This is a genomic window from Pseudooceanicola pacificus, assembly GCF_009789075.1.
GTDB lineage: Bacteria > Pseudomonadota > Alphaproteobacteria > Rhodobacterales > Rhodobacteraceae > Pseudooceanicola > Pseudooceanicola pacificus.
The window spans coordinates 92,566-116,672 of record NZ_WNXQ01000002.1 but is presented as its reverse complement, the minus strand read 5'-3'; the positions used below and the strand labels follow the sequence as shown (position 1 = coordinate 116,672).

Genomic DNA, 24,107 nt, shown 5'->3' with positions numbered 1-24,107 from the left:
ACTGAGACCGGGACAGCACTGTGGCATCAGCGCGCGGCCCCGGCCACTTGATCCGGGCGCAACGGTCGGGCATAGCCTTCGACAGCACTCGCGCGGGACGCCGGATGACCAACCAGATCGCCATCGCCATTGGCCTTGTCATCGCCCTTCTTCTGGGCATCGACGCCATGATGTTCGACTGGGCGAACGCCCTGTTTCTCGCCAAGAAATTCGCGGCCCTGATCGACTGGCTGGCCTTCTGGCGCTAGCCCCGGGCCCGAGGGAGCGGAGCGGAACATGTCGCCGATCGTCCTGATCGTTCTGGCCGTTGTCGGCATCACGGCGGTCATCCTGCTGGGGCTGGTGATCTACGCCATCTGGATCCAGTGGAACGTGCAGCGCAGCGTGCCGCCACGCGGCGCCTTTGTGCCGGTGTCGACCGGCAAGCTGCATTACCTGTCCTGCGGCAACGGGCCCGAGATCGTGATGATCCACGGCCTGGGCGGGCAGATGGGCAATTTCGACACCGGCCTGGCCGACAACCTGGCGCGCGATCACCGCGTCACCCTGATTGACCGCCCCGGCATGGGCTATTCCGAACGCCCCGCCAGCACGCCCACCAATATCATGGCCCAGGCCGACCAGATGATGGAGATCATCAAGGCGCTCGGCATCGAACGCCCCCTGATCGTGGGCCATTCGCTGGGTGGCGCCATTGCCCTGGGCATGGCCCTGCGGCACGGGTCCAAGCTGCGCGGCCTGGCCCTGCTGGCGCCGCTGACCATGCCGGTGGAGGAAGCCTCGGAGGCCTTTGCGGGCCTTGCCATCCGCTCCGACATCCTGCGCCGCTTTGTCGGCTGGACCTTCGCGGTGCCGACCATGATCCGCCGCCCCGAACCGGTGGAAGAGCTGATCTTTGGCCCCGACCCCGTGCCGGACACCTACGCCATCCGGGGCGGCGGCCTGCTTGGCCTGCGTCCGCGCCATTTCATCCAGGCCAGCCGCGATTTCGTCAACACCGCCGACGACCTGCCGTCCATGGCCCGCGAATACCCCCGGCTGACCCTGCCTGTGCGCATCCTGTTCGGGCGCGAGGACCGGATCCTCGACCCCGAACATCACGGCGCGGATCTGGTCACGCGGGTGCCCCAGATCGGGCTGGAGCTGATCGACGGCGGGCACATGATCCCCGTCACCCGCCCCGAGACCTGCGCGACCTTCATCCGGCGCGCCAGTCAGGCGATGACCTGACGGCCCGTGGCCGGGGTCAGCCCCTGCCGAGTTTGGCCATCAGGCGCTTGTGGACCTCGGGGGTGACGAAATTCGTCACATCCCCGTCCAGCCGGGCGATTTCCTTGACCAGCTTCGAGGCAATGGCCTGATGCTTGGCCTCGGCCATCAGGAACACCGTTTCGACCGAGCTGTCGAGCACCCGGTTCATGCCGACCATCTGGTATTCGTATTCGAAATCCGCCACCGCGCGCAGGCCGCGCACGATCACGCTGGCGCCCACGTCGCGGGCGCAGTGGATCAGCAGGTTTTCGAACGGATGGGCGATGATCTCGGTCCCGGTCTCTTCGGAGAGCTTGCAGCAGACCGCCTCGATCATCTCGACACGCTCTTCCAGCCCGAACAGGGGCCCCTTGTCACGGTTGATCGCGACACCGATCACCAGGCGGTCGACCAGCGCCGCGCCGCGGCGGATGATGTCGATATGTCCCAGCGTGATGGGGTCGAAGGTGCCGGGGTACAGGCCGATCCGCATTGCAGTCTCCGCGTCGTGAGCTTCGGAGCGCACGCAACAATATTACGCCGGGGAATGCAAGACCGGACGAAAGAGAACCCGTATGTGCCGGATTGCCAAAATCAGCCCCGCGCCAATTCGGTCCCGCGCCCCCGCCCCGGAACCACGGCACAAGGCACGGACAGGCGATGCCCCGCCGGCCCTGCCCCGCGCCGCGGGCTCAATGGCCCATGATCATCCCTTCGAGGGCGGATTTCTCCATCGTCAGCTCGTCGAGCCGCGACTTGACCACGTCGCCGATGGTCACGATCCCCACCAGCCGGCCCTTTTCGGTCACCGGCATGTGGCGGAACCGCCCTTCGGTCATCCGCTGGAGCACGCTATCGGCGGAATCCTCGCGGCTGCAGCAGATCGGGTTGGCGGTCATCATCTGCCGTGCCGTGTCTTTCAGGCAGTCCGGCCCGCGCTGGCCAAGTGCCCGGACGATGTCACGCTCCGACAGGATGCCGATCGGCGTCTCCCGGTCGGAAGACACCACCACGCCGCCGATCCTTTTCTCAGCCAGCAATTTCGCGACCTCGGCAACAGACGCGCCGGGATCGACGGTGATGACGCCGTCGTTGCCCTTGGATTTCAGGATCTGGTGAACCAGCATGATAATAGTGCCTCCCTGGGTGTCCGGTCTCCTCCTCCGGATCCCAAGGGTCACAGATTGTCCGATATTCTGTCAAGCGGCGGTTTTCTTTGGCTGACTTTCCCGCGCCCCGCTGCCCGTGCCCCCTGCCCGCGCCGGGCCGAACCCGCCGGTTGCACAGGGAAGCGCCGCCCGCTGCCGCTTTTTGCGGCGCCTGGCGCGGCCCTCAGAACCTGATCGACATGTGGTCGTTGACCCGGTCGATCACTTCGCGCGTCTGCAGGTCGGCGCGATAGACCTCGCGCCCGGTGCGAAAATAGGTCCAGCCGTCGCGCGGCGCCGGCAGGCCGTGGCGTTCCCGGTTGAGCAGGATCATCACATCGTCCGGCAGGACATCGCCCGGCGCATAGGTCGGCGGCGGCGGCGGCACGGCAGAGGTCGAGAAGAACCGCGTGGACCGCCCGGGGACGATCCGTTCGGGCCGTTCGGGCCGTTCGGGCGCCTGGACGAAACGGGCGGAAATGCCCGCCTCCTCCGTCGCGGGGCCGGTGGGCGCCTGCCCGAATGCGCTGACGCAGCGGGCGGTGGAAATGGTGACGGAACAGGCTGCGTGAACAGCCGGCGCAATGGCCGCACAAGCCAGGGCGCACGCCACAAGCGTGACAGGTTTCATGGATCGGTCTTTCGGCAACAGCCCCCGCAGGATGCCAAAAACATGCCGTCTTGGGAAGGGCCGCGCAGGGCGGCCCCCCGCCGGGCGGGTTACCCGCCGCTCAGCACGGCGGCGGCAAGGCCGATGAGAGCGGTGATTTCGTTGGTTTCGCGGTTCACCTGCACCACGTAATCGTCGGCGCGGTAATAGGTGCCGTAGGGGTCCAGCCCATAGCGGCCCGGGTCGCGCACCAGCACGTAGCGGTCCAGGTCGACGGAGTCGATCCGGTCACCCACGTGATAGGCGAAATCGCCCGCATGGCCCGGCGGCACGCAGGCCGGTGTCTTCTTGGCCAGGCCCGGCGGGCAGAAGCGGCGGTCGTTGTTGTCGACATAGACATAGCGGTCATCGACGTAGACGCGGTCGTCGCGACGGGTGTCGACCACATAGGCGCGCCCGTCCCTGTCATACAGGACATCGTCGCCGTAGAGGTAGTTCAGGTTGCCGATGTCCAGCCCTGTGCCATTGGACAGCATCGCGCCCGCCGCGGCCAGCGCGGTGGCGGTGACCACATCGCCCAGGTCCAGACCGCCGGATTTCGGCGCATCGCGCAGCACGCGCGTCACGGGGTTGGCCTCGCGCAGCACGGTGCGTTCGCGGATCACGGTCCTGGGCTCTTCGCGGCGCACTTCGACCTTGTGGCCCTTGGCCTTGGGGCCGCCCTTGTGCTTGAGCTGCTGTTTCATATGGCCCTTGGCCTTGCCGTGGCCGTGGCCGTTGTCCTTGGCCGTCGCGGCGACGGGCAGAAGCGCCGTGGCGATGATGGCAGCCAGACCGGCGGATTTCGTCAGGACAGTCATGATCGTCTCCTTGCGTGAGGACAGGGCGGCATCCGGGCCGCCCCCTGTTCGTTGCAAGGACAACAGCCGGCGGGCACGCAGGTTCCCGCGCGCCCGCCGGATGGGCGAAAGACCGCCAGAGGCTCAGCCGCGCCCTCGCCCCTCGAACCGGGGCAGCATGGCGCTGAAATCGCGGCCCTTGCCGTCCTCCTCCTCGACGAAGGCGGCATAGAGCGCGGTGGCGGCGGCGCCCAGCGGTGTGTCGGCATCGGCGGCCTCGGCCGCCTGCTGCGACAGGCGCAGATCCTTGAGCATCAGATCGGCGGCAAACCCGGGCTTGTAGCCGTTGTCGGCGGGCGAGGTCGGCCCCACCCCCGGCGCCGGGCAATAGGCGTTCATCGACCAGGAATACCCCGACGAGGTCGAGACCACGTCGAACATCGCCTGCCGGTCCAGCCCAAGCTTGTCGGCCAGGGCAAAGGCCTCGCAGGTCACGATCATGGTCGCGCCAAGGATCATGTTGTTGCAGATCTTCGCCGCCTGTCCGTTGCCCGAGGGGCCGCAATGCACCGCCTTCTGGCCCATGATGTCGAACAGCGGTTTCGCCTTGGCAAAGCCCTCGGCCCCGCCCCCCACCATGAAGGTCAGCGTGCCGCCCTGCGCCCCGCCGATCCCGCCCGAGACCGGCGCATCCAGCGCCATCAGTCCACGATCCGCCGCGTCCGCGGCCACCGCACGGGCGCTGTCCACATCGACGGTCGAGCAATCGAGGAAAACCGCCCCGCCCGCCATGACCGGCACGATCTCGGCGGCGACGGCGCGCAGGATGGCCCCGTTGGGCAGCATGGTGATCACCACCTCGCGCCCGGCGGCGGCCTCGGCCGCGCTTGGCGCCATGCTCACCCCGTCGATGCTGACCGGGGCGGTGTCGAACCCCGTCACCTCATGCCCGGCGGCGGCCAGGTTTGCGGCCATCGGCCCGCCCATGTTGCCCAGACCTATGAACCCGATCTTCATGGCTTGTCCTCCCTTTCGAATGTCAGTTCCGCCGCGCCCAGCGGGGCCAGCATGGCCGCGACATCCGCCGCGGTGAGGCTGGCGATATCGTGTTTCCACCGGGGATTGCGGTCCTTGTCGATGATCTGCGCGCGGATGCCTTCCAGCAGATCGCCCATGTCCAGCGAACGATGCGTGAAGCGGTATTCCTGCCGCAGCGCGTCGCGGATGTCGTGATCGCCGCGCATCGCGCGGACGGCGGCCAGGGTGCAGGCCATCGACAGGGGCGAATGATGCCGCAGCGATTTGAGCGTGGCAGTGGCGAATTCCGTGCCCGCCTCCTCCAGCGCCTGTATCAGGGACGGCAGGTCGGGCGCGTCAAACAGGGCGTCGATCTCGCCGGCCAGCGCCGGCAGCGTGCTTTCCGGCGGCGACAGCGCCGCCTTGCGCACCAGGTCCGGGTCGCCGTTCAGGCAGAGCGAGGCGATCACATCGGCCCACATCGCCTCGGGGATGAAGCAATCGGCAAAGCCCGCGTGGATCGCGTCGGCCGCGCCCATGCGCGCCCCGCTGAGGCCGATATATTCCCCCGCCCGGCCCGGCGCGCGCGCCAGCAGCAGGGTGCCGCCGACATCGGGCATCAGGCCGATACCGCATTCCGGCATCGCCATGCGGGTGGTGTCGGACACCACGCGGTAATGGGTGTGGCAGCCCAGCCCCACGCCCCCGCCCATGACAAAGCCCTGCATGAAGGACACCACCGGCTTGGCATAATCCGCCAGCTTGGCATTCATGCGGTATTCGTCGCGCCAGAACCCGCGCGGGCCGTCCAGCTCTCCGGCCGTGCCCTGGGCGTGAATCCGGGCGATATCGCCGCCCGCGCAAAAGGCCTTGTCCCCCCGGGCGTCCAGGATCACCAGGTCGACCGCGTCATCCCCGGCCCAGGCGTCCAGCGCATCCTCGATATCCAGCGACATCTGGTGGCTCAGCGCGTTCAGCGCCTTGGGCCGGGTGAGCGTGATGCGCCCGGCCCGCCCGTCGGTGCGGATGTGCAGATCCGGGGTCATCGTGCGGCCAGCATGTGACGGGCGGTGATCATTCGCATGATCTCGTTGGTGCCTTCGAGGATCTCGTGCACCCTGAGGTCGCGGACCAGCTTCTCGATCCCGTAATCGGCCAGGTAGCCGTAGCCGCCATGCAGCTGCAGGCACTGGTTCACGATGCAGCTGCCGGCCTCGGTCACGAACTTCTTGGCCATGGCGCAGAACTTGGTGGCATCCGGCGCGCCGGTGTCCAGCTTCCACGCCGCCTGCCGCAGGAAGGTGCGCGCCGCCTGCAGCTCGATCTCCATGTCGGCCAGGCGGAACTGCAGGGCCTGGAACTGGTCGATGGGCTGGCCAAAGGCCTTGCGCTCGCCCATGTAGGTCAGCGTGGCATCCAGCCCGGCCTGCGCCGCGCCCAGCGAACAGGCCGAGATGTTCAACCGCCCGCCATCCAGCCCCTTCATCGCATAAGTGAAACCCCTACCCTCCTCGCCAACCAGGTTTCCGGCAGGAATGTTGCAATTGTCAAGCTGCACCTGGCGGGTCGGCTGGCTCTGCCAGCCCATTTTCCGCTCCAGCCCGCCGAAGGACAGGCCCTCGGTCCCGTCCTCGACATAGACGGTCGAGATGCCCTTGGGCCCGGCATCCCCGGTGCGCACCATCACCACATAGGCGTCGGAATAGCCGCCGCCCGAGATGAAGGCCTTGGTCCCGGTCAGGCTGTACCCCTCGTTCGTGCGCTCGGCCCGGGTCTTGAGCGCCGAGGCGTCCGAGCCCGATCCCGGTTCGGTCAGGCAATAGGACAGCACCGTCTCCATCGACAGCACACCGGGCATGACGCGCGCGCGCAGTTCGTCGCTGGCAAAGCTGTCCAGCATCCGCGCGCACATGTTGTGGATCGACAGGAAGGCCGCGACCGAGGGGCAAGCCATCGACAGCGCCTCGAAGACCAGCGTGGCGTCCAGCCGGCTCAGCCCCGAGCCGCCGTTCTCTTCGCTGACGTAGAGCCCGCCGAACCCCAGTTCGCCGATACGCGGCCAGAGATCCTTGGGTATCGTGCCCTCTGCCTCCCACTGCCGGGCAAAGGGGGCGATATGGTCCTGCCCAAAGGCATGGGCCATGTCGAATATGGCCTGCTGTTCCTCAGAAAGTGCGAAATCCATGGGCCTCCCCCCTCGTGATGCCGGTCAGACCGGCTGTTCCGTCAACTCCGCGACCGATCGTTGGGCAAAGCCCAGCACATCCATCGCCTCGGCCTCGGCGCGGACCACCGAATGGCGCAGCCCCTCGATCCCCTCGAAGGACCGCAGGATCAGCGCGACCAGCTTCTGGGCCGTTTCATGCGGTGCGATATAGACTGTCAGGTTCTGCTCGCCGGGGCGGTTGAACACCTCGGCCTTGCGCGCATGCACACGGAACAGTTCGACAGGGTCGGCGATATGGCCGGTCACGTCGGTCAGGTCGATCAGCTGATTCAGCCCCGGGCGGAACTCCGGGTGGGCCGCAAACCGCTGCAACGCCGTGCTGCTGTCGCTCAGGATCACCTGCCCCGAGAACCGGACATGGACCAGCCCGTGCTGTGGCAGGATGCGGAAAGAAACGGCCATGCAAGTCTTCCGGTTGTCCAGATCTGGATCGCAACCATAGCCTCTTTTCCGTGAAACGACAGTGGTGTATCGCCTCTGCGGTGCATCGCCGTCGGTCCAGTAGCCGCCGGCCGGCACCGCGAGTGTTCCATCTTGATCCCAAAGACCGTACCGGAGTGTCTCTCCTGCGGGGCCTGCTGTTTCGGCGGGCACGACCGCTATATCCGACTGTTCCCCGAAGACCTGGCCCGCGGCCTGCCCGACCACGCCCTGCACTGGGACGGCGCAGAGGTGTTCATGGCGATGACGGGCGGCCATTGCGCCCAGCTGACCCTGACCGATGCGGGCACCCTGGCCTGCGCGGTCTACGACAGCCGCCCGACCGCCTGCCGCGCGTTCCGGGCGGGCAGCTTCGAATGCGCGATGGCGCGCCGTCACCGGGGCGCCGAGGCGCAACGCATGACATCCGGCCCGGCCCCCCTGCCCGACGACCTTCCGGCGGCCGGGGTGATCGACGCCATGTCGCCCGGCAGGCGCAGGGTGCCCGGGGACCGGGCCTGACAACGGGCATCGCGCCGGTGCGGATGGCATCGCGGCTCTCCTTGCGGGGATCGGGGATCGGACGGGCGGGCGCGAGGCTGTGACGCCGCGCCCGCCCGGTGCGGATCACTCCATCACGGGGATGGAGAATTCGCCGCCTTCCTTGATGCCCGAGGGCCAGCGCGCGGTCACCGTCTTGGTGCGCGTGTAGAACTTGAACGCGTCCGGCCCGTGCTGGTTCAGGTCGCCAAAGACCGATTTCTTCCACCCGCCGAAGGTGTGATAGGCCAGCGGCACCGGGATCGGCACGTTGATGCCCACCATGCCGATGTTGATGCGGTTGGCGAAATCGCGGGCCGCGTCGCCGTCACGGGTAAAGATCGCCGTGCCGTTGCCGTATTCGTGGTCCATCGCCAGGCTCAGCGCCTCTTCGTAGGTCTGGGCGCGCACGGTCGACAGGACGGGGCCGAAGATCTCGGTCTTGTAGATGTCCATGTCCTTGGTGACGTGGTCGAACAGATGCGCACCGACAAAATAGCCGTCCTCGTAGCCCTGCAGCGAGAAGTTGCGCCCGTCGACCACCAGTTTCGCACCCTGATCCACGCCCGACTGCACCAGCCGCAGGATGTTCTCCTTGGCGGCCTTGGTCACGACAGGGCCGTAATCCACGTCATTGCCGGCGGTATAGGGGCCGACCTTCAGCTTTTCGATCCGGGGCACCAGCTTTTCGATCAGGCGGTCGGCGGTCTCGTCGCCCACCGGCACGGCAACCGAAATCGCCATGCAGCGTTCGCCCGCCGCACCGTAGCCCGCGCCGATCAGCGCATCGGCGGCCTGGTCCATGTCGGCGTCCGGCATGATGATCATGTGGTTCTTGGCACCGCCGAAACACTGCACCCGCTTGCCGTTGGAACACCCGCGGCCATAGATGTATTCCGCGATCGGGGTCGAGCCGACAAAGCCGATCGACTGGATCACCGGGTGATCGAGGATGGCGTCGACCGCTTCCTTGTCGCCGTTGACGACCTGCAGGATGCCCTTGGGCAGGCCCGCCTCTTCCATCAGCTCGGCCAGCATCAGCGGGACCGAGGGGTCGCGTTCCGACGGCTTGAGGATGAAGGCATTGCCGCAGGCGATGGCCGGGGCGAACATCCACATCGGGATCATGGCGGGAAAGTTGAACGGGGTGATCCCCGCCGTCACGCCAAGCGGCTGGCGCATCGAGTACATGTCGATGCCCGGGCCCGCGCTGTCGGTATATTCGCCCTTCAGCATCTGGGGCGCGCCGATGCAGTATTCGACGACCTCCAGACCGCGCTGCACGTCGCCCGCCGCGTCGGGCAGGGTCTTGCCGTGCTCGCGGCTCAGCGCTTCGGCCAGCTTGTCCATGTCGCGGTTCAGCAGGTCGACGAATTTCATCATGACCCGCGCGCGGCGCTGCGGGTTGACGGCGGCCCAGCCGGGCTGCGCGGCGGCAGCATAGTCCACGGCCTGCGCCAATTCGGCGGCAGAGGCGAGCGGCACCTTGGCCTGCACTTCGCCGGTGGCGGGGTTCATCACATCGGCAAACCGGCCGGAGGTGCCTTTGACATGGGCGCCGTTCAGGTAGTGGGTCAGTTCGGTCATTGGGGGCTCCTTCCCGTTTGGGGGCACCATAGGCTTGCGATTTTGGGGCGAAAAGAGGAAATTACTCAAACGCGCTTTGCAAAAATGCAGGAACGACATCAATGCAGTGGGACGATCTGAGAATTTTCCTTGCCGTGGCGCGGGATGAGAGCCTGTCGGCCGCCGGCCGCCGTCTGCGGATCGACCCGGCCACCGTCTCGCGCCGGATCGCCCGGCTGGAAGAGGCGATTGGCGCGGCGCTTTTCGCCAAGTCGCAGCAGGGCTATGCGCTGACCGATGCGGGCCAGCGGCTGATGGACCACGCCCTGCGCGCGGAACAGTCGGTCGCCGCCGCGCGCGAAGAGATCGCAGGCCAGGCCGGGCGCCTGTCGGGCCAGATCCGCATCGGCGCGCCGGACGGGGTGGCGAATTTCCTGCTGCCGCAGGTCTGCGCCGCCATCGCCGACGGGAATCCCGACCTGGAGGTGCAGATCGTCGCCCTGCCGCGCCTGTTCAACCTGTCCCGGCGCGAGGCGGATGTGGCGATCACCGTCAGCCCGCCAACCGCCGGACGCCTGACCGTGCTGCGGGTGACCGACTACCGCCTGCATCTGGCCGCGTCCTCGGATTACCTCGCCAGCCATCCGCCGGTGCGCGGGCTGGCGGATCTGCAGGATCACCGCATGGTCGGCTATATCCCCGACATGATCTTCGACAAGGAACTGGACTACCTGGTAGAGGTCGGCGCCTCGCGGGTCGCGCTCGCCTCGAATTCGGTGTCGGTGCAGCTGAACTGGCTGCGCCAGGGCGGCGGTATCGGGATCGCGCATGACTTCGCCCTGCCCTCGGCGCCCGAGCTGCAGCGGATGCTGACCGCCGAGGTCAGCCTAACGCGCAGTTTCTACCTGGTCTGCCATGCCGGGGACGCGCGGATGGAGCGGATGAACCGCTTTGCCACCACCCTGGCCGAGGGTCTGCGGAGCGAGGTCGCGCGGCTGGAGGCCGAGGTCGACGCGGCGGACCAGGCGCGCGGCGCGCTCAACCCCGCAGGCGCATAGATCCCGGCGCGGCGGTCACTCCGCCGCCGTGCGCCGGGATTTCAGCATGTCCTTGAGGTAGCGCCCGGTATGCGAGCGATCCACCTGCGCCACGTCCTCGGGCGTGCCGGTGGCGACGATCTCCCCCCCGCCGTCGCCGCCCTCGGGGCCGATGTCGATGATCCAGTCGGCGGTCTTGATGACGTCGAGGTTGTGTTCGATCACCACCACGGAATTGCCCTGCTCGACCAGCTCGTGCAGCACCTCGAGCAGCTTCTTCACATCCTCGAAATGCAGGCCGGTGGTCGGCTCGTCCAGGATGTAGAGCGTCTTGCCCGTGGAGCGGCGCGACAGCTCCTTGGACAGTTTCACCCGCTGCGCCTCGCCGCCTGAAAGGGTTGTCGCCTGCTGGCCCACCTTGATGTAGCCCAGCCCCACCTGCATCAGCGCATCCATCTTCTCGCGGATCGCGGGCACGGCCTGAAAGAACTCCTGCGCATCCTCGACCGTCATGTCCAGCACGTCGGCGATGCTCTTGTTCTTGAACTTGATTTCCAGCGTCTCGCGGTTGTAGCGCGCGCCCTTGCAGGTCTCGCAGGTGACATAGACGTCGGGCAGGAAATGCATCTCGATCTTGATCACGCCGTCACCCTGGCAGGCCTCGCACCGCCCGCCCTTGACGTTGAAGCTGAACCGCCCGGGCTTGTAGCCGCGCGCCTTGGCCTCGGGCAGGCCGGCGAACCAGTCGCGGATGGGCGTAAAGGCGCCGGTATAGGTGGCGGGGTTGGACCGGGGCGTGCGCCCGATGGGCCGCTGGTCGATGTCGATGACCTTGTCCAGCAGCTCAAGCCCCTTGATCGTCTCGCAGGGGGCGGGCGTCTGCCGGGCGCCGTTTAGCCGCATCGAGGCGGTCTTGAACAGCGTCTCGATGGTCAGGGTCGACTTGCCGCCGCCGGACACGCCGGTGACGCAGACGAACTTGCCCAGCGGGAACTCGGCGGTGACCTCTTTCAGGTTGTTGCCCGTCGCCTTGACCACCGTCAGCTTCTTGCCGTTGCCCTTGCGGCGGGTGTCGGGCACGCCGATCTCGCGCGTGCCGGCGAGGTATTGCCCGGTGAGCGAGGCCGGATCGGCCGCCACATCGGCGGGCGTGCCGTGGCTGACCACCTGCCCGCCATGCACCCCGGCCCCGGGCCCGATGTCAAAGACGTAATCCGCCTCGCGGATCGCTTCCTCGTCATGTTCGACGACGATCACGGTGTTGCCCTGATCGCGCAGGTTCTTGAGCGTCGTCAGCAGCCGCCCGTTGTCGCGCTGGTGCAACCCGATGGAGGGCTCATCCAGCACGTAGAGCACGCCGGTCAGCCCGCTGCCGATCTGGCTGGCCAGCCGGATGCGCTGGCTTTCCCCGCCCGACAGCGTGCCGGAATTGCGGCTCAGCGTCAGATATTCCAGCCCGACATTGTTCAGGAAGCCCAGCCGTTCGCGGATTTCCTTGAGGATCGCGCGGGCAATTTCGTTCTTCTGCTTGCTCAGGTGGTTGGGCGCGTCCTCGACCCAGGCCAGCGCCTCGCGGATCGACATCTGCACCACCTGGCCGACATGCAGCAGGTTCTCGCCCGTGCCGCCGGGGCTGCCGATCTTGACCGCCAGCGCCTCCTCACGCAGGCGATAGCCGTGGCAGGCGCCGCAGGGGCGGTTGTTCTGGTAGCGCTCGAATTCCTCGCGCACCCAGCTGGAATCGGTCTCGCGGTAGCGGCGTTCCATGTTGGGGATCACCCCCTCGAAGGCGCGGGTCACCTGGTAGACGCGGCCGCCCTCGTCATAGCGGAACAGGATCTCCTCCTCGCCCGAACCGTACAGGAACACCTGCTGGACCTCGTCGGGCAGGTCCTTCCACTTCTTGTTCTTGTCGAACTTGTAATGCTTGGCGATGGCCTCGATGGTCTGGGTGAAATAGGGGCTCTTGCCCTTGCGCCAGGGCGCCAGGGCCCCATCCCCGATCTTGAGCGCCGCATCGGGCACCACCAGCCGTTCGTCAAAGAACAGCTCTACCCCCAGCCCGTCGCAGACCGGGCAGGCACCGAAGGGGGCGTTGAAGGAAAACAGCCGCGGTTCGATCTCGGGGATGGTGAAGCCACTGACCGGGCAGGCGAAATTCTCGGAAAAGGTGATGCGCTCGGGCTCGGCATCCGTCGGGGCGGTTTCCAGGATCGCGATGCCCTGCGCCAGGTCCAGCGCGGTGCGGAAACTGTCGGCCAGCCGCGTCTCCATCCCCTCGCGCACCACGATGCGGTCGACCACCACGTCGATGTCGTGGCGGAATTTCTTGTCGAGCTTGGGCGCCTCGTCCAGTTCGTAGAACGCGCCGTCGACCTTGACCCGCTGAAAGCCCTGCTTGCGCAGTTCCAGGAATTCCTTGCGGTACTCGCCCTTGCGGTCGCGCACGATCGGGGCCAGCAGATAGGCGCGGGTCCCCTCCTCCATGCCCATGACGCGGTCGACCATGTCCTGCACCTGCTGCGCCTCGATCGGCAGGCCGGTGGCGGGGCTGTAGGGGGTGCCCGCGCGGGCGAAGAGCAGGCGCAGGTAGTCGTAGATCTCGGTCACCGTGCCGACGGTGGAGCGCGGGTTCTTCGACGTGGTCTTCTGCTCGATGGAAATCGCGGGGCTGAGGCCGCTGATGTGATCGACATCGGGCTTTTCCATCATGTCGAGGAACTGCCGCGCATAGGCCGAGAGCGATTCGACATAGCGCCGCTGCCCTTCGGCATAGATCGTGTCGAACGCCAGCGAGGACTTGCCCGACCCGGAAAGCCCGGTGATCACAACAAGTTCGTCGCGGGGGATATCCACGTCGATATTCTTGAGATTGTGTTCGCGCGCGCCGCGCACTTCGATCTTCTTGAGATCAGCCATCGGAGCCCTCCGTGGAATCCATTAAGACTTAGTTGAGGACGCGGTGCGTTCCAATCGAAAAATGCGAACATTTCGCGAACACCGCCCCGCGCCGCCGCGTCAGGTGGCGGGCTGGCGCCGGAAGGCCCAGGCGATCAGCAGCGACACCGCCAGCCCGCAGGCCGCAATGGCCAGCATCGCCAGCATCAGGGGCGTCAGCGCGGTGCCGGTGAAGGCCAGCAGCGGCGTGCCCGAAAAGGTGCCGACATTGCCCAGCTGGGCCAGCGCCCCGTTGGCCCGCGCCCGCTGGCCCAGGTCGGGGTTCAGCCACGGCACGGCGGCAAAGGCCGCACCCGGGACGACGCCCATGCAGAGGAACATCGCGCAGGTCAGCGGCACCGCGGCCAGGGGGAAGGCCAGCACCGCCAGCGCCAGCACCAGGTTCAGGGCAAAGGCCCCGGCGGCCAGCCGGGGCGGCGCGACGCTGCGGGCCGCGAATCCCGCGCCGAAGGTCCCCACCAGCGAGATCAGCGGCAGAACGGCCGCGATCCAGGGCGCACCGAGCGCCGCCGGCAGGTAGGCCAGCATGGCGATGAAGGCCAGCGCATGCCACAGGAACATCCCCGCCGCCCCGATCAGGCGCGGCGTGGTGTAGATCGCCCTGAGTTCGGCGCCGAGGCGAAAGCTGGTCCGCTGCCCTGCCCCGCGCGGCAGGATCGGGGCCAGAACCAGCGCCATGGCCGCCATCGCCAGCCCGTGGGCGGCAAAGACCGCCGACATGCCGCCAAGCGCCACCAGCCAGGGCAGCAGCAGCGCCAGCGCGGCGAAGGTCAGCCCGAAATAGGTGCCCCAGAGCCCCATGGCCACGGGCCGGTCGCGCGGGGTCGCGGCCTCGGCCATCAGGGTCGGCAGGGCGACGACAAGCGCCAGATGCGAGGCGCCCTCGACCAGCCGGCTGACCACCAGCAGCGGCAGCGGCGGCAACATCGCCTGAAACCCCGAGATCGCGGCACCAAGGACCAGCGCGCCCAGCACCGAGCGCCGGATGCCGATCCGGGTGACGATCCCGCCCACGACCGGCCCCAGCAGGATGCCCGTCACCGCCACCATCGAGACGAGGAAGGGCACCGCGGCATGGCCGAGGTAGAGCGTGGCGAGCGGGCCGAGGCTCAGGGAAATCTTGCCGAACTGCGCCGCAGCCAGCAGCCCGGCGGCAAAGAGCAGCCCAACCTGGCGCCAGTCTGTGGTGGTGCGTTCCATCCCCGCTCTATCGGGCAAAGCGCGGGGGGATGGAAGTGGCGATCGGATTGGCCCGGGGGGCGCGCTTTCAGATCTTCTGCGCGATCGCCCAGGCGCAGATCGGAAAGTCCGGATCGTCGGTCAGGTCGTCGGTCCGGTCGTCATAGTCCGGCGGCCAGGGGGTTTCCAGGTTGCGCGCCGCCGCGTGGCGGTTGCCCCATTGCTCGGACCGGATCCCGGCCTCGTCGAACCCGCCCTCGATCAGCAGGTTGCGCAGCCCCCGCGCCGACCAGCGCGAGCAGTCGATAGGCGCGCCGTGATAGGGGATGTAGAAGGGCACCGCGACGAAGAAATTCCCGCCCTTGCGCAGCATCTTGAGCACATTCCGGGTGGCGGCATAGGGCCGGTCGAGATGTTCCCAGACCTGATTCGCGATGATCAGGTCGAATTTCAGCGGCTTGCCGTCCGCGCCCTCGAACGGCCCCGCGCAGATGTCGTGATCGGGATACCGGTAGGCCGCATAGCTCTTGAAGCCGAACTGCTCGCCCCACTTGCCCGAAATCTCGCAGACCGAGAGGCGCTCCGGTTTCAGCTCCTGAATCCAGCGGCGGCTGGAGCGGTTCATCGCGATACGGTTCAGGCTGGGCATGGCGGCTCCGTCATGGCTCCTCGGCGGCGGGGCCCCGGCGCGGAGGCCGGGGCGCGGCGGTCTGCGGTCTGCTGCCCGCCCTGCGGTGCCCCGGCCTTGCGCCGGGGCCTCGCCGGTTCAGCCATCCGGCCCGTCAGATGTGGATCGCGCGGCCGTAAGCGGCCAGCACCGACTCGTGCATCATCTCGGACAGCGTGGGATGCGGGAAGACGGTGTTCATCAGGTCTTCCTCGGTGGTTTCCAGCTGGCGGCCGACGACATAGCCCTGGATCAGCTCGGTCACCTCGGCACCGACCATATGGGCGCCCAGCAATTCGCCGGTCTTTTCGTCGAAGATCGTCTTCACCATCCCCTCGGCTTCGCCCAGGGCAACCGCCTTGCCGTTGCCGATGAAGGGGAAGGTGCCGACCTTGATCTTGTAGCCCTGTTCCTTGGCCTTGGCCTCGGTCAGGCCCACGCTGGCGACCTGCGGCTGGCAATAGGTGCAGCCCGCGATGCTGGAGGGTTTCACCGGATGCGGATGGCCCCCGGCGGCCAGTTCGGCCACCATGACGCCCTCGTGGCTGGCCTTGTGCGCCAGCCAGGGCGCGCCGGCGATATCGCCGATGGCATAAAGCCCCTCGACCCCGGTGCGGCAATATTCATCGGTCACCACATGGGTCCGGTCGATCTTGACGCCCAGCTCTTCCAGCCCCAGCCCCTCGACATTGCCGACGATGCCGACCGCGCTGATGACGGTGTCGAACTCCATCTTCTCGATCTTGCCGCCGGTCTCGATATGCGCCGTGACCTTGCCCTTGGCGCGGTCCAGCTGCTTGACCATGGCTTTTTCCATGATCTTCATGCCCTGCTTGACGAACTGCTTCTTGGCAAAGGCGGCGATGTCCTTGTCCTCGACCGGCAGAACCTGATCCATCACTTCGACCACCGTCGTGTCGGCACCCAGGGTGTTGTAGAAGCTGGCGAATTCGATCCCGATGGCGCCCGAGCCGATGACCAGCAGCTTCTTGGGCATCCGCACCGGCTTCAGCGCATGGCGGTAGGTCCACACCAGATCGCCATCGGCCTCCAGCCCCGGCAGTTCCCGCGCGCGGGCGCCGGTGGCGACGACGATGTGCTTGGCCGTCAGCTCTTCGGTGCCCTTGTCGGTCTTGACCGCGACCTTGCCCTTGGCGGGCAGCGAGGCGGCGCCCATCACCACGTCGACCTTGTTCTTCTTGAGCAGGTGCTTGACCCCGCCCTCCATCTGCTTGGCCACCCCGCGCGAGCGGTTGACCACCGCGTCGAGGTCATAGCCGATCTTGTCGGCGCTCAGCCCGAAGTCCTTGGCCCGCTCCATCAGGTGGAACACCTCGGAGGAGCGCAGCAGCGCCTTGGTGGGAATGCAGCCCCAGTTCAGGCAGATGCCACCCAGATGTTCGCGTTCGACCACGCAGGCCTTCAGCCCCAGCTGTGCCGCGCGGATCGCGGCGACATAGCCCCCGGGGCCGGCGCCGATGACGATCATATCGTAACTTGTGCTGGCCATGAATCCCTCCGCCTTGCAAGATAGTTTGACGTTAAACTACTTTTCGGAATGCTTCAACGAGACAGAGAGCCCCCGCGACGCATTATCCGCGCCCGGGGGCCAAATTATTGATACAGAAAGATTTTTCCGCCGTCTCGGTTGGCGCTATCAGCTCGCCTGCAACTCGCGCACGGTCTGACCATAGCCGCCCGCCTCTAGATATTCGCGTTCCGGCGTCGTGATCGACCGGTTCAGCGCCTCGTTGCGATAGGGGAAACGGCCGAATTTGCGGATCACCTCGCGGTGCGCCTTGGCGTGCAGCAGGTTGCCGCCGATCGGCATGCGTTCCTTCATCAGGCGGACGCAGCGTTCCTGGTCCGTCAGGTTTTCGGAATGCATCAGCGGGAGGTAGAAGAACTGCCGCGCCGGTTCGTCGATCTTCATGTCCCAGTTGCGCCCGATGGCCACCTTGGCCGCCGCGCGGGCATGCTTGTCCGACGAGAAGGCCTTGCCCTGCCCCCGGAACATGTTGCGCGGGAACTGGTCCATCAGGATGATATAGGCCAGCGCCCCGCTGGGAAAGGTCAGCCACAGGCCGAACGATCCCTGGCAGGCGGCCACCCAGACCGGTTCGAACCGGTCCCGGATCTCGTCGTCCAGCCCCTCGGGCGGCTGATACCAGCCCTCCGGCCCCACCTTGTCCAGCCAGAAGCTCAGGACCTCTTCCGCACCCGTCATTGCCGCGACTCCTCCTCGAATTTAGCGCGCCACGACCATAGGATAGCACGGAACGCAAGCCCCTGGCACGGTCAGGAATTCATGACCCGGCGGGTTGCGGCATCAAATCACCACGCCGCGCCGCGGCATGACTCAGGCGGCGGAATTCTCGCCCTTTGCGCCGCCCTCGGCGGCGTCCTCGGCGGCGGCCAGTTCGGCGGCTTCCTCGGCCTGTTCGATGGCCCATTCCTGCGCCACCTCGATCGCGACGGGCGAGGCCGACATCAGCACCGGCGCATAGGAGCCGGTGTCCTCGACCTTGGGCGCCGGGCGCTGTGTCATGCGGTAGCCGGCATAGACCGCCATCGCCAGCAGCAGCACCGCGATGTAGAGCCAGAAGCCCATCGGGCCGAACACGCCCAGCATCCAGCCCGACACCAGCGGGCCGGAAATCGCGCCCAGCCCGTTCATGAAGATCATCCCGCCCGAGGCGGCGGCCATGTCCTCGTGATCGAGGAAGTCGTTGGCATAGGAGATCAGCAGCGAATAGAGCGGATTCGACATGCCGCCGACGACAAAGGCGGCCACCAGGATCATGCTGAAGACCCCCCCGAACAGCATGCCCACAACCGCCCCCACGCCCCCCACGGCGGCAACGATCATGATCAGCTGCCGCCGGTCCATCCGGTCCGACAGCCAGCCCAGCGGGAACTGCACCACCGTGGCGCCGATGTAGAAGGTCGCGATGAAGAGCGAGATCTGCGGCAGGGTCATCCCCGCCTCGGAGCCGTAGACCGCCGCCATGCCGAACTGGGCCGAGAATGCCCCGCCCAGCACGAAGACCCCCACGCAGGACAGCGGAGAGATGCCGTAGAGCCGGCGCAGGGACATCGGCTTGGTGGTTTCGAACGCCGGCGTGGGCGAGATCGACAGCAGGATCGGCGCAAAGGCGATGGACACCAGCACCGAGGGGATGACGAAGAGCACATAGCCCGAGGGATCGCCCACCAGCAGCAGGCCCTGCGCCGCGATGATGCCGATCATCTGCACGATCATGTAGATCGACAGCGCCTTGCCCCGGTTCTCGTTCGTGGCGGCATTGTTCAGCCAGCTTTCCGCCGTGACATAGACGCCCGAGAAGCAGAAGCCGATGACGATGCGCCCCACGGTCCAGGCAATCGGATGCGCGAAGGTCGGGTAAAGGATCAGCACCGCCGAGATGAAAGAGCCAAGCGCGGCAAAGACCCGGACATGCCCGACCCTGCGGATCATCTCGGGCGCCAGGCGCGAACCGCCGAGGAAGCCCAGGAAGTAGCCCGACATCACGATGGACATCTCGAAGGTGGAAAAGCCCTCGATCTCGCCGCGCACGCCCAGCAGGGTGCCCTGGATGCCGTTGCCCAGCATCAGCAGCATGAGACCCAGCAGCAGCGCCCATGCGCTTCGCAGAACCTGCAACATGTCGTCTCTCCTTGCCTATGCCGTCAGGCTGATGCCCGGGCGGCGCCCTGTCGGTCCCGAATCCGACATGTCGGGTCGCGAACCGGTCCCGCCCCTGCTGGCATTTGTCGCGCGCGGGATCAACAGGCGCGCGCTGGATTCCGCGCCGCCCCGCGGGCAGCGCCCCGGTGCATGCAGTCCGCCCGGGGGGTGTCCGGTGCCGGGCCTGGGATCAGGTCCCGCCCATCCTACACCCTGGGCGCCAAATCCGCGAATGGTCAGGGATGTGGGACGCGCCGGGAACGGCGCGTCCATGTCCCGGCGGTCCAAGCTGCCGAGGTGAAGCGGATTTGACGGGTTTCGGATTTGACGGATGCCCCCCTGACGGCCCCGCAAGCGCCTGAAATAAAGCCGCTATTCCTGCGCATTTGTTCGGGGCCAGAGGGCAGAACTGGCAAGCCGACGGTGCAGGATCAAGGGGTCCCGCCCCTAGGGCACCAGCAGCGATGCGTCACCGTAGCTGAAGAACCGATACCTTTCACGCACCGCGTGATCGTAGATCCGCCGCACCCTCTCCTGCCCCATCAGAGCGGACACCAGCATCATCAGCGTGCTCTTGGGCAGGTGGAAATTTGTCATCAGCGCATCGGTGACATGGAAGCTGAAGCCCGGGTAGATGAAGATATCCGTCTCGCCTCGCCAGGGTGCGATGGCCCCGCTTGCGGCGGCGGCGCTTTCGATCAGGCGCAGCGCGGTGGTGCCGACGGAGATCACCCGCCCCCCGGAAGCCCGTGTCGCGGCGATCTCGGCCGCGGCGCCGGCGGTCACCTCGCCCCATTCGGCATGCATCCGGTGGGTTGTCACATCCTCGACCTTCACCGGCAGAAAGGTGCCCGCGCCGACATGCAGCGTCACGTGGGTGAATGCCACGCCCATGGCCGCGATCCGCTCCAGCAGCGGCGCGTCGAAATGCAGCGAGGCGGTCGGCGCCGCCACCGCCCCCGGATTGCGGGCAAAGACCGTCTGGTAATCCTCGGCATCCTGCGCATCCGCCGCCCGCCGCGCCGCGATATAGGGCGGCAGGGGCATGGCCCCGGCCTCGGCCAGGGCGGCGTCGAAATCCTCGCCCGCCAGGTTGAACCGCAGCAGCCCCTGCCCCTCGTCCCGCGCCTCCAGCCGGGCCGACAGGCGGTCCGAGAACACGATCTCCTCGCCGTCGCGCACCTTCTTCAGGGGCTTCAGCAGGGCCGCCCATTGCCCCCCGGCGCGCGGCTCCAGCAGCGTGACCTCGATGCGCGCCGCGGTGTCGCCCTCCGGGCCGCCGCGCCGCCGGAGACCGGACAGCCGCGCCGGGATCACCTTCGTGTCGTTCAGCACCAGCCGGTCGCCGGGGCGCAGCCAGTCCACCAGATCGCGAACCACCGCATCGGTGATCGCGTCGCCCTCGGCCACCAGCAGCCGGGCCGAGGACCGGGGCCGCGCGGGCCGGGTCGCGATCAGGTCCTCGGGCAGATCGAAATCGAAATCCGACAGTTTCACGGGCACACCTCATAGTCGCGGCCCCGCCCTTCCCGCCAATCCCCGCCGCTGTCAACCTCGCCGCGCCGCCCCCGGCCCGATCTGGCCGGAAAACGCCCCGGGACCGGCCGCAACAGCCCTCAAGCGCCACCAGGCCTGGCACCCCGCCACGCCCGCTCCCCGGCCAGCTGTCATGCAGGCCCCTGCCCGCGCCCCCGACCAAAGCCCGCTCCACCGCCCCCCGGCCCGACGTCTTCCCGGTTCCCCGGCTTCATCTCGTCCGAAATACTCCGGGGGAGTCCGCGCGCAGCGCGGGCGGGGGCAGCGCCCCCTCCACCGTGGTCAATGGCACTTTCCCTGGACACCGGAGGCGATGTCTCACCAGGCCGCCGCGTCCCGCGTCGGGGGCACTGCACAGACCGGTCAGACTGGACCCCCTGCCCACCCTGTCAGCCGGCCTTGTCGTCCAGACGTCGGCGCCGCGCAGAATATTCCCCGCCGCTCCACGCTCCCACCAACCTGGCAGGCAGGATGATCGGGAAGGTCACCGAAGCCGGCAGGTCAGAAGGACCTTTGACTGCGGCCGCATGCCGACTGGCCGCAATCGAAACCTTCACGGTCAGTCGCTGCCATAGTGCAGCAGGCGCACCTCGCCGGTTGCGACCTGAACGGCATAGATGCGATATTCCCCAAGGTCGGGATGGGTGGCATCGCGGCGCGCGACAGCTTCGACAAGCAGCCAGCCGTCGCTGAACGCCCGGGGCGCCAGCGGCGGGCCGTGTTCGTTGCCATAGTCGAACAGGTCGGTCAGCCCGGGAAAGGCCATGGTCGGGACGAAGATCGACGACCGGCTCCCGTCCAGCCCAAACACCTTGATCTGGCCGGGCCGCGAGAATGCGCCGGTGGTGACCAGCAAGCGGCCCTCCGGCACATAGAGCAGGCCCGCGGCGTCATAGTCCTCGAGACTGGTCACGACCGCCCATGCGCCGGTCCGGACATCGACCGAGTAGAGGTAGCCCTCAGCGCCATAGGTGATGCAATAGATCATCTGCGAGCCCGGGTCGTAGACCGCCGTCGACGGCAGGAGCGTGTCGGGAACGTCGGGCGTGATCGCAAACCGCCGCGTGCCCGCGGGGCCGGCAAGGTTGATCGCGTGCTCGTCAAAAACCAGGGTGAAGTCCGGTGTCTCCCCCCGGCTGGCGACCCAGTCGCGGATCCGGGGCGGCAGATCCGCGCTCTGCCCCACCCGCTGCGAAAGGTAGTCGCGCGCAAGGCCGGCGCTCCCCGTGTCGACGCGATCCACCCGCACCGGCACGTCGCCGGCCTTGTGGACCCCCTGAAAGCTGCTCAGGCGATCCGTATGCATATGGTCCGTCAGGCTGTCGACCAGCGTCCGGAAATCCCGCCCCAGCGGGCGAAACACCAGAGGCAGCCCGGACATCTGGTCGCCAACCATCGGAATGCCGAACAGCGTGATCTTGCTGTCTCTCGGACCCGGGCCGCTCCTGACGATTTCGCTGATGACGGTTCCGTCCGTTGCCTCGATCTTCCAGTGCAATGTGCCGCCGTCCAGCAGCACCAGGCCGACCTCCTGACCCGGGCGGTCGACCAGCAGCCGGGCCTCGGGCAAGGCGTAGTAGTCATCGCTCCGGTGCCCCTCGCCAACCGCCACGACATGCACCTCGCGTCCGGCCCATGCGGGACCGGCCAGGCCCGAGACAAGACAGAGCAGCAATATCCCATGCAAACTGAACATCGGCGCCTCAAGGAACACTTGGAACACAAACCGACGGAGGTCTGCAGTCCACGAGACTGCAATGCATCCTACCGCGACCGCCCCCTTAAGTCGACAATGGCGTCCCAAGGCAGCGCACGCATCCGCCGCCCATCCCGCCACGGAGCGTCCGGGGTCAGGACCCAGGCGGCCGCTGCGCGCAGCGCAGCGGCAGGCCGAACCGATCACCGGGCAAAGGGATCGGTTGTCCTGTCGTATCCGCCAAGCCCATCCCCGCACCGGCGGCAAACGCCGCCGACCGAGGACCCGCGCGCCACAACCCGTCAGGCACCGGGATCGCGGCACTGCCTCCGCTTCGGGATCGGCAAGGCTTGACCGGAGGACATGGCGACGCGACTGCGCCAGCTTGACAAATCGGGGCGCTGGCCCGAGGTTCGCCGCGAACGGTTCCCATCCGGGATGAAAAGGGAACCCGGTGGCGCCGCCTTTGGGCCGCGGAATCCGGGACTGCCCCCGCAACTGTAAGCGACCGTTCCGAGACCCTGCCCCTCCGGGCGGAGCCACTGCGCCATTGGCGTGGGAAGGTGGCCTCGGAACCATGGTCGCAAGTCAGGAGACCTGCCGTTCCGGCCCCGCGATGACGCGGGGGCGACACCTGCAGAACCGACCGGACGGGGCGTCCGGGAAAGGATATTGATGTTTCTCTCGATCTCGGGCCGCACACGCGGCCTTGCGCTGCTGTGCTGCGCCTTGCTGCCGGTCCCCGGCACCGCATGTGCGCAACCGACCGGCTATCCGCTCACGATCGCCAACTGCAACCGCGTGACGACCTACGAGCGGGCGCCGGAACGCGCCGTCTCCATCGGTCAGGGCACAACCGAAATACTGCTGTCACTCGGCCTTGCCGACCGGGTTGTGGGAACCGCCATCTGGCTGTCTCCGCTGCCCGAGTCCCTGGTCGAGGCGGGCCGGACACTGCCGCGCATCGCCGACAAGTCGCCCGGGTTCGAAGCCGTGCTGAAAACCCGCCCCGATTTCGTCGCGGCGCAATGGATCAACGATATCGCGCCGGATCAGGCCCGGGTCGGGACCTACGCCCAGTTCGACGATTTCGGCATCCGCACCTATGTCTCGCCCGCGGAATGCGCCAAGAGCGAATTCAGCGCGGGCAGTGGCGATGGCGCCCGCGCGCAACCCTGGACCGTCGATCTGCTGAACCGCGAGATCACCGAACTGGCCGGGATCTTCGACGTGCCGGCAAGGGGGGCCGACCTGGTTGCCGCCAATGCCTCCCGGATCGCGACGGCCGCGGCGGATGCCGAGGCGCTGCAGGCAAAGGACATCTCGGTGCTCTACTGGTTCTCGTCGCCCGAAATCGCGGGCGAAGCCTATGTCGCCGGGCGTTTCGGGGCCCCGGCCTGGATTTCCGACGTCGTGGGCGTGCGCAATGTCATCACCTCGGACGAGGAATGGCCGCTGGTTGGCTGGGAGACGATTTCGCAGCTCGACCCGGATGTGATCGTTCTGGGCACCATGGACCGGCGCAACTTTCCCGCTGACGACGTGACGGCGAAACGCGCGTTTCTGCAAAGCGATCCGGTCGCCAGCCAACTGCGCGCGGTGCGCGAGGGACATCTGATCGACATGCCCGCACATTCGATGAACCCGACACTTCGGGCCGTCGACGGGGTCGAGGTGCTTGCGCGCGGCCTGAAAGCAATCGGTCTGACCCGGTGAGCGGTCTGACCC

Annotated in this window: 22 protein-coding genes and 1 riboswitch; of the genes, 5 read left to right on the top strand and 17 right to left on the bottom strand. The window is 67.3% G+C overall.

What is annotated here, in order from left to right:
- Window positions 1–104: 104 nt before the first annotated feature.
- Together GLS40_RS17805 and GLS40_RS03635 are read left to right on the top strand one after the other, a co-directional pair.
- Complete coding sequence (locus GLS40_RS17805) at window positions 105–248, top strand: hypothetical protein (RefSeq protein WP_202075864.1); 144 nt, start codon at window positions 105–107, stop codon at window positions 246–248.
- 28 nt (window positions 249–276) lie between these two features.
- Entirely contained in the window at window positions 277–1,230 is a 954-nt protein-coding gene (locus tag GLS40_RS03635) for an alpha/beta fold hydrolase (RefSeq protein WP_160381314.1), read from the top strand.
- 16 nt (window positions 1,231–1,246) lie between these two features.
- On the opposite strand, the gene coaD is transcribed toward GLS40_RS03635, so the two are convergent.
- The 8 genes from coaD to GLS40_RS03595 form a co-directional block, all read right to left on the bottom strand.
- Window positions 1,247–1,744 (bottom strand): pantetheine-phosphate adenylyltransferase, encoded by a 498-nt coding sequence (gene coaD / locus GLS40_RS03630; RefSeq protein ID WP_160381312.1) that lies wholly within the window; start codon window positions 1,742–1,744, stop codon window positions 1,247–1,249.
- Between the two features lie 199 nt (window positions 1,745–1,943).
- Complete coding sequence (locus GLS40_RS03625; RefSeq protein WP_160381310.1) at window positions 1,944–2,378, bottom strand: CBS domain-containing protein; 435 nt, start codon at window positions 2,376–2,378, stop codon at window positions 1,944–1,946.
- A gap of 205 nt (window positions 2,379–2,583) precedes the next feature.
- Entirely contained in the window at window positions 2,584–3,030 is a 447-nt protein-coding gene (locus GLS40_RS03620) for a hypothetical protein (RefSeq protein WP_160381308.1), read from the bottom strand.
- Between the two features lie 89 nt (window positions 3,031–3,119).
- Complete coding sequence (locus tag GLS40_RS17925) at window positions 3,120–3,869, bottom strand: hypothetical protein (protein ID WP_235905767.1); 750 nt, start codon at window positions 3,867–3,869, stop codon at window positions 3,120–3,122.
- Window positions 3,870–3,992: 123 nt separating this feature from the next.
- Window positions 3,993–4,865, bottom strand: a complete 873-nt coding sequence (gene mmsB, locus GLS40_RS03610; RefSeq protein ID WP_160381306.1) for a 3-hydroxyisobutyrate dehydrogenase — start codon at window positions 4,863–4,865, stop codon at window positions 3,993–3,995.
- Complete coding sequence (locus GLS40_RS03605) at window positions 4,862–5,911, bottom strand: enoyl-CoA hydratase/isomerase family protein (RefSeq protein WP_160381304.1); 1,050 nt, start codon at window positions 5,909–5,911, stop codon at window positions 4,862–4,864. The genes mmsB and GLS40_RS03605 overlap by 4 nt, the downstream gene beginning before the upstream one ends.
- Entirely contained in the window at window positions 5,908–7,050 is a 1,143-nt protein-coding gene (locus tag GLS40_RS03600; protein WP_160381302.1) for an acyl-CoA dehydrogenase family protein, read from the bottom strand. Before GLS40_RS03600 ends, GLS40_RS03605 begins: the two co-directional genes overlap by 4 nt.
- 24 nt (window positions 7,051–7,074) lie before the next feature.
- Window positions 7,075–7,494, bottom strand: coding sequence for a hypothetical protein (locus GLS40_RS03595; protein WP_160381300.1), 420 nt, complete (start codon window positions 7,492–7,494; stop codon window positions 7,075–7,077).
- A 132-nt stretch (window positions 7,495–7,626) separates the two neighbouring features.
- On the opposite strand from GLS40_RS03595, the gene GLS40_RS03590 reads away from it, so the two are divergent.
- A complete protein-coding gene (locus GLS40_RS03590) occupies window positions 7,627–8,034 on the top strand; it encodes a YkgJ family cysteine cluster protein (protein WP_160381299.1) in 408 nt (135 codons plus the stop codon).
- A gap of 105 nt (window positions 8,035–8,139) precedes the next feature.
- Here GLS40_RS03590 and GLS40_RS03585 read toward each other — a convergent pair whose 3' ends face one another.
- On the bottom strand, window positions 8,140–9,639 hold the full coding sequence (locus GLS40_RS03585) for a CoA-acylating methylmalonate-semialdehyde dehydrogenase (RefSeq protein ID WP_160381297.1): 1,500 nt from the start codon (window positions 9,637–9,639) through the stop codon (window positions 8,140–8,142).
- Window positions 9,640–9,740: 101 nt separating this feature from the next.
- Here GLS40_RS03585 and GLS40_RS03580 point away from each other — a divergent pair, with 101 nt between their 5' ends.
- Window positions 9,741–10,676, top strand: a complete 936-nt coding sequence (locus GLS40_RS03580; protein ID WP_160381295.1) for a LysR family transcriptional regulator — start codon at window positions 9,741–9,743, stop codon at window positions 10,674–10,676.
- 15 nt (window positions 10,677–10,691) lie between these two features.
- Here GLS40_RS03580 and uvrA read toward each other — a convergent pair whose 3' ends face one another.
- The 8 genes from uvrA to GLS40_RS03540 all read right to left on the bottom strand — a co-directional run bounded on the left by uvrA (window position 10,692) and on the right by GLS40_RS03540 (window position 22,379).
- Window positions 10,692–13,574: an excinuclease ABC subunit UvrA gene (gene uvrA, locus GLS40_RS03575; RefSeq protein WP_160381292.1), complete on the bottom strand. Its 2,883-nt coding sequence runs from the start codon at window positions 13,572–13,574 to the stop codon at window positions 10,692–10,694.
- Between the two features lie 99 nt (window positions 13,575–13,673).
- On the bottom strand, window positions 13,674–14,813 hold the full coding sequence (locus GLS40_RS03570; protein WP_160381290.1) for an MFS transporter: 1,140 nt from the start codon (window positions 14,811–14,813) through the stop codon (window positions 13,674–13,676).
- Between the two features lie 67 nt (window positions 14,814–14,880).
- The gene (locus tag GLS40_RS03565; RefSeq protein WP_160381287.1) at window positions 14,881–15,441 is read right to left on the bottom strand and encodes a class I SAM-dependent methyltransferase; all 561 of its coding nucleotides are present in this window, start codon (window positions 15,439–15,441) and stop codon (window positions 14,881–14,883) included.
- A gap of 133 nt (window positions 15,442–15,574) precedes the next feature.
- Window positions 15,575–16,969, bottom strand: coding sequence for a dihydrolipoyl dehydrogenase (lpdA, locus tag GLS40_RS03560; RefSeq protein ID WP_160381286.1), 1,395 nt, complete (start codon window positions 16,967–16,969; stop codon window positions 15,575–15,577).
- Between the two features lie 147 nt (window positions 16,970–17,116).
- Window positions 17,117–17,686 (bottom strand): DUF924 family protein, encoded by a 570-nt coding sequence (locus tag GLS40_RS03555; RefSeq protein ID WP_160381284.1) that lies wholly within the window; start codon window positions 17,684–17,686, stop codon window positions 17,117–17,119.
- Between the two features lie 132 nt (window positions 17,687–17,818).
- Window positions 17,819–19,126, bottom strand: coding sequence for an MFS transporter (locus GLS40_RS03550; protein WP_160381282.1), 1,308 nt, complete (start codon window positions 19,124–19,126; stop codon window positions 17,819–17,821).
- Window positions 19,127–19,594: 468 nt separating this feature from the next.
- Window positions 19,595–20,644, bottom strand: a complete 1,050-nt coding sequence (gene queA / locus GLS40_RS03545; protein WP_160381280.1) for a tRNA preQ1(34) S-adenosylmethionine ribosyltransferase-isomerase QueA — start codon at window positions 20,642–20,644, stop codon at window positions 19,595–19,597.
- A gap of 598 nt (window positions 20,645–21,242) precedes the next feature.
- Complete coding sequence (locus tag GLS40_RS03540) at window positions 21,243–22,379, bottom strand: hypothetical protein (RefSeq protein WP_235905766.1); 1,137 nt, start codon at window positions 22,377–22,379, stop codon at window positions 21,243–21,245.
- Between the two features lie 406 nt (window positions 22,380–22,785).
- A riboswitch (cobalamin riboswitch) is annotated at window positions 22,786–22,998 on the top strand.
- 56 nt (window positions 22,999–23,054) lie between these two features.
- On the opposite strand from GLS40_RS03540, the gene GLS40_RS03535 reads away from it, so the two are divergent.
- Window positions 23,055–24,095, top strand: coding sequence for an ABC transporter substrate-binding protein (locus tag GLS40_RS03535; protein ID WP_160381278.1), 1,041 nt, complete (start codon window positions 23,055–23,057; stop codon window positions 24,093–24,095).
- Window positions 24,096–24,107 lie beyond the last annotated feature (12 nt).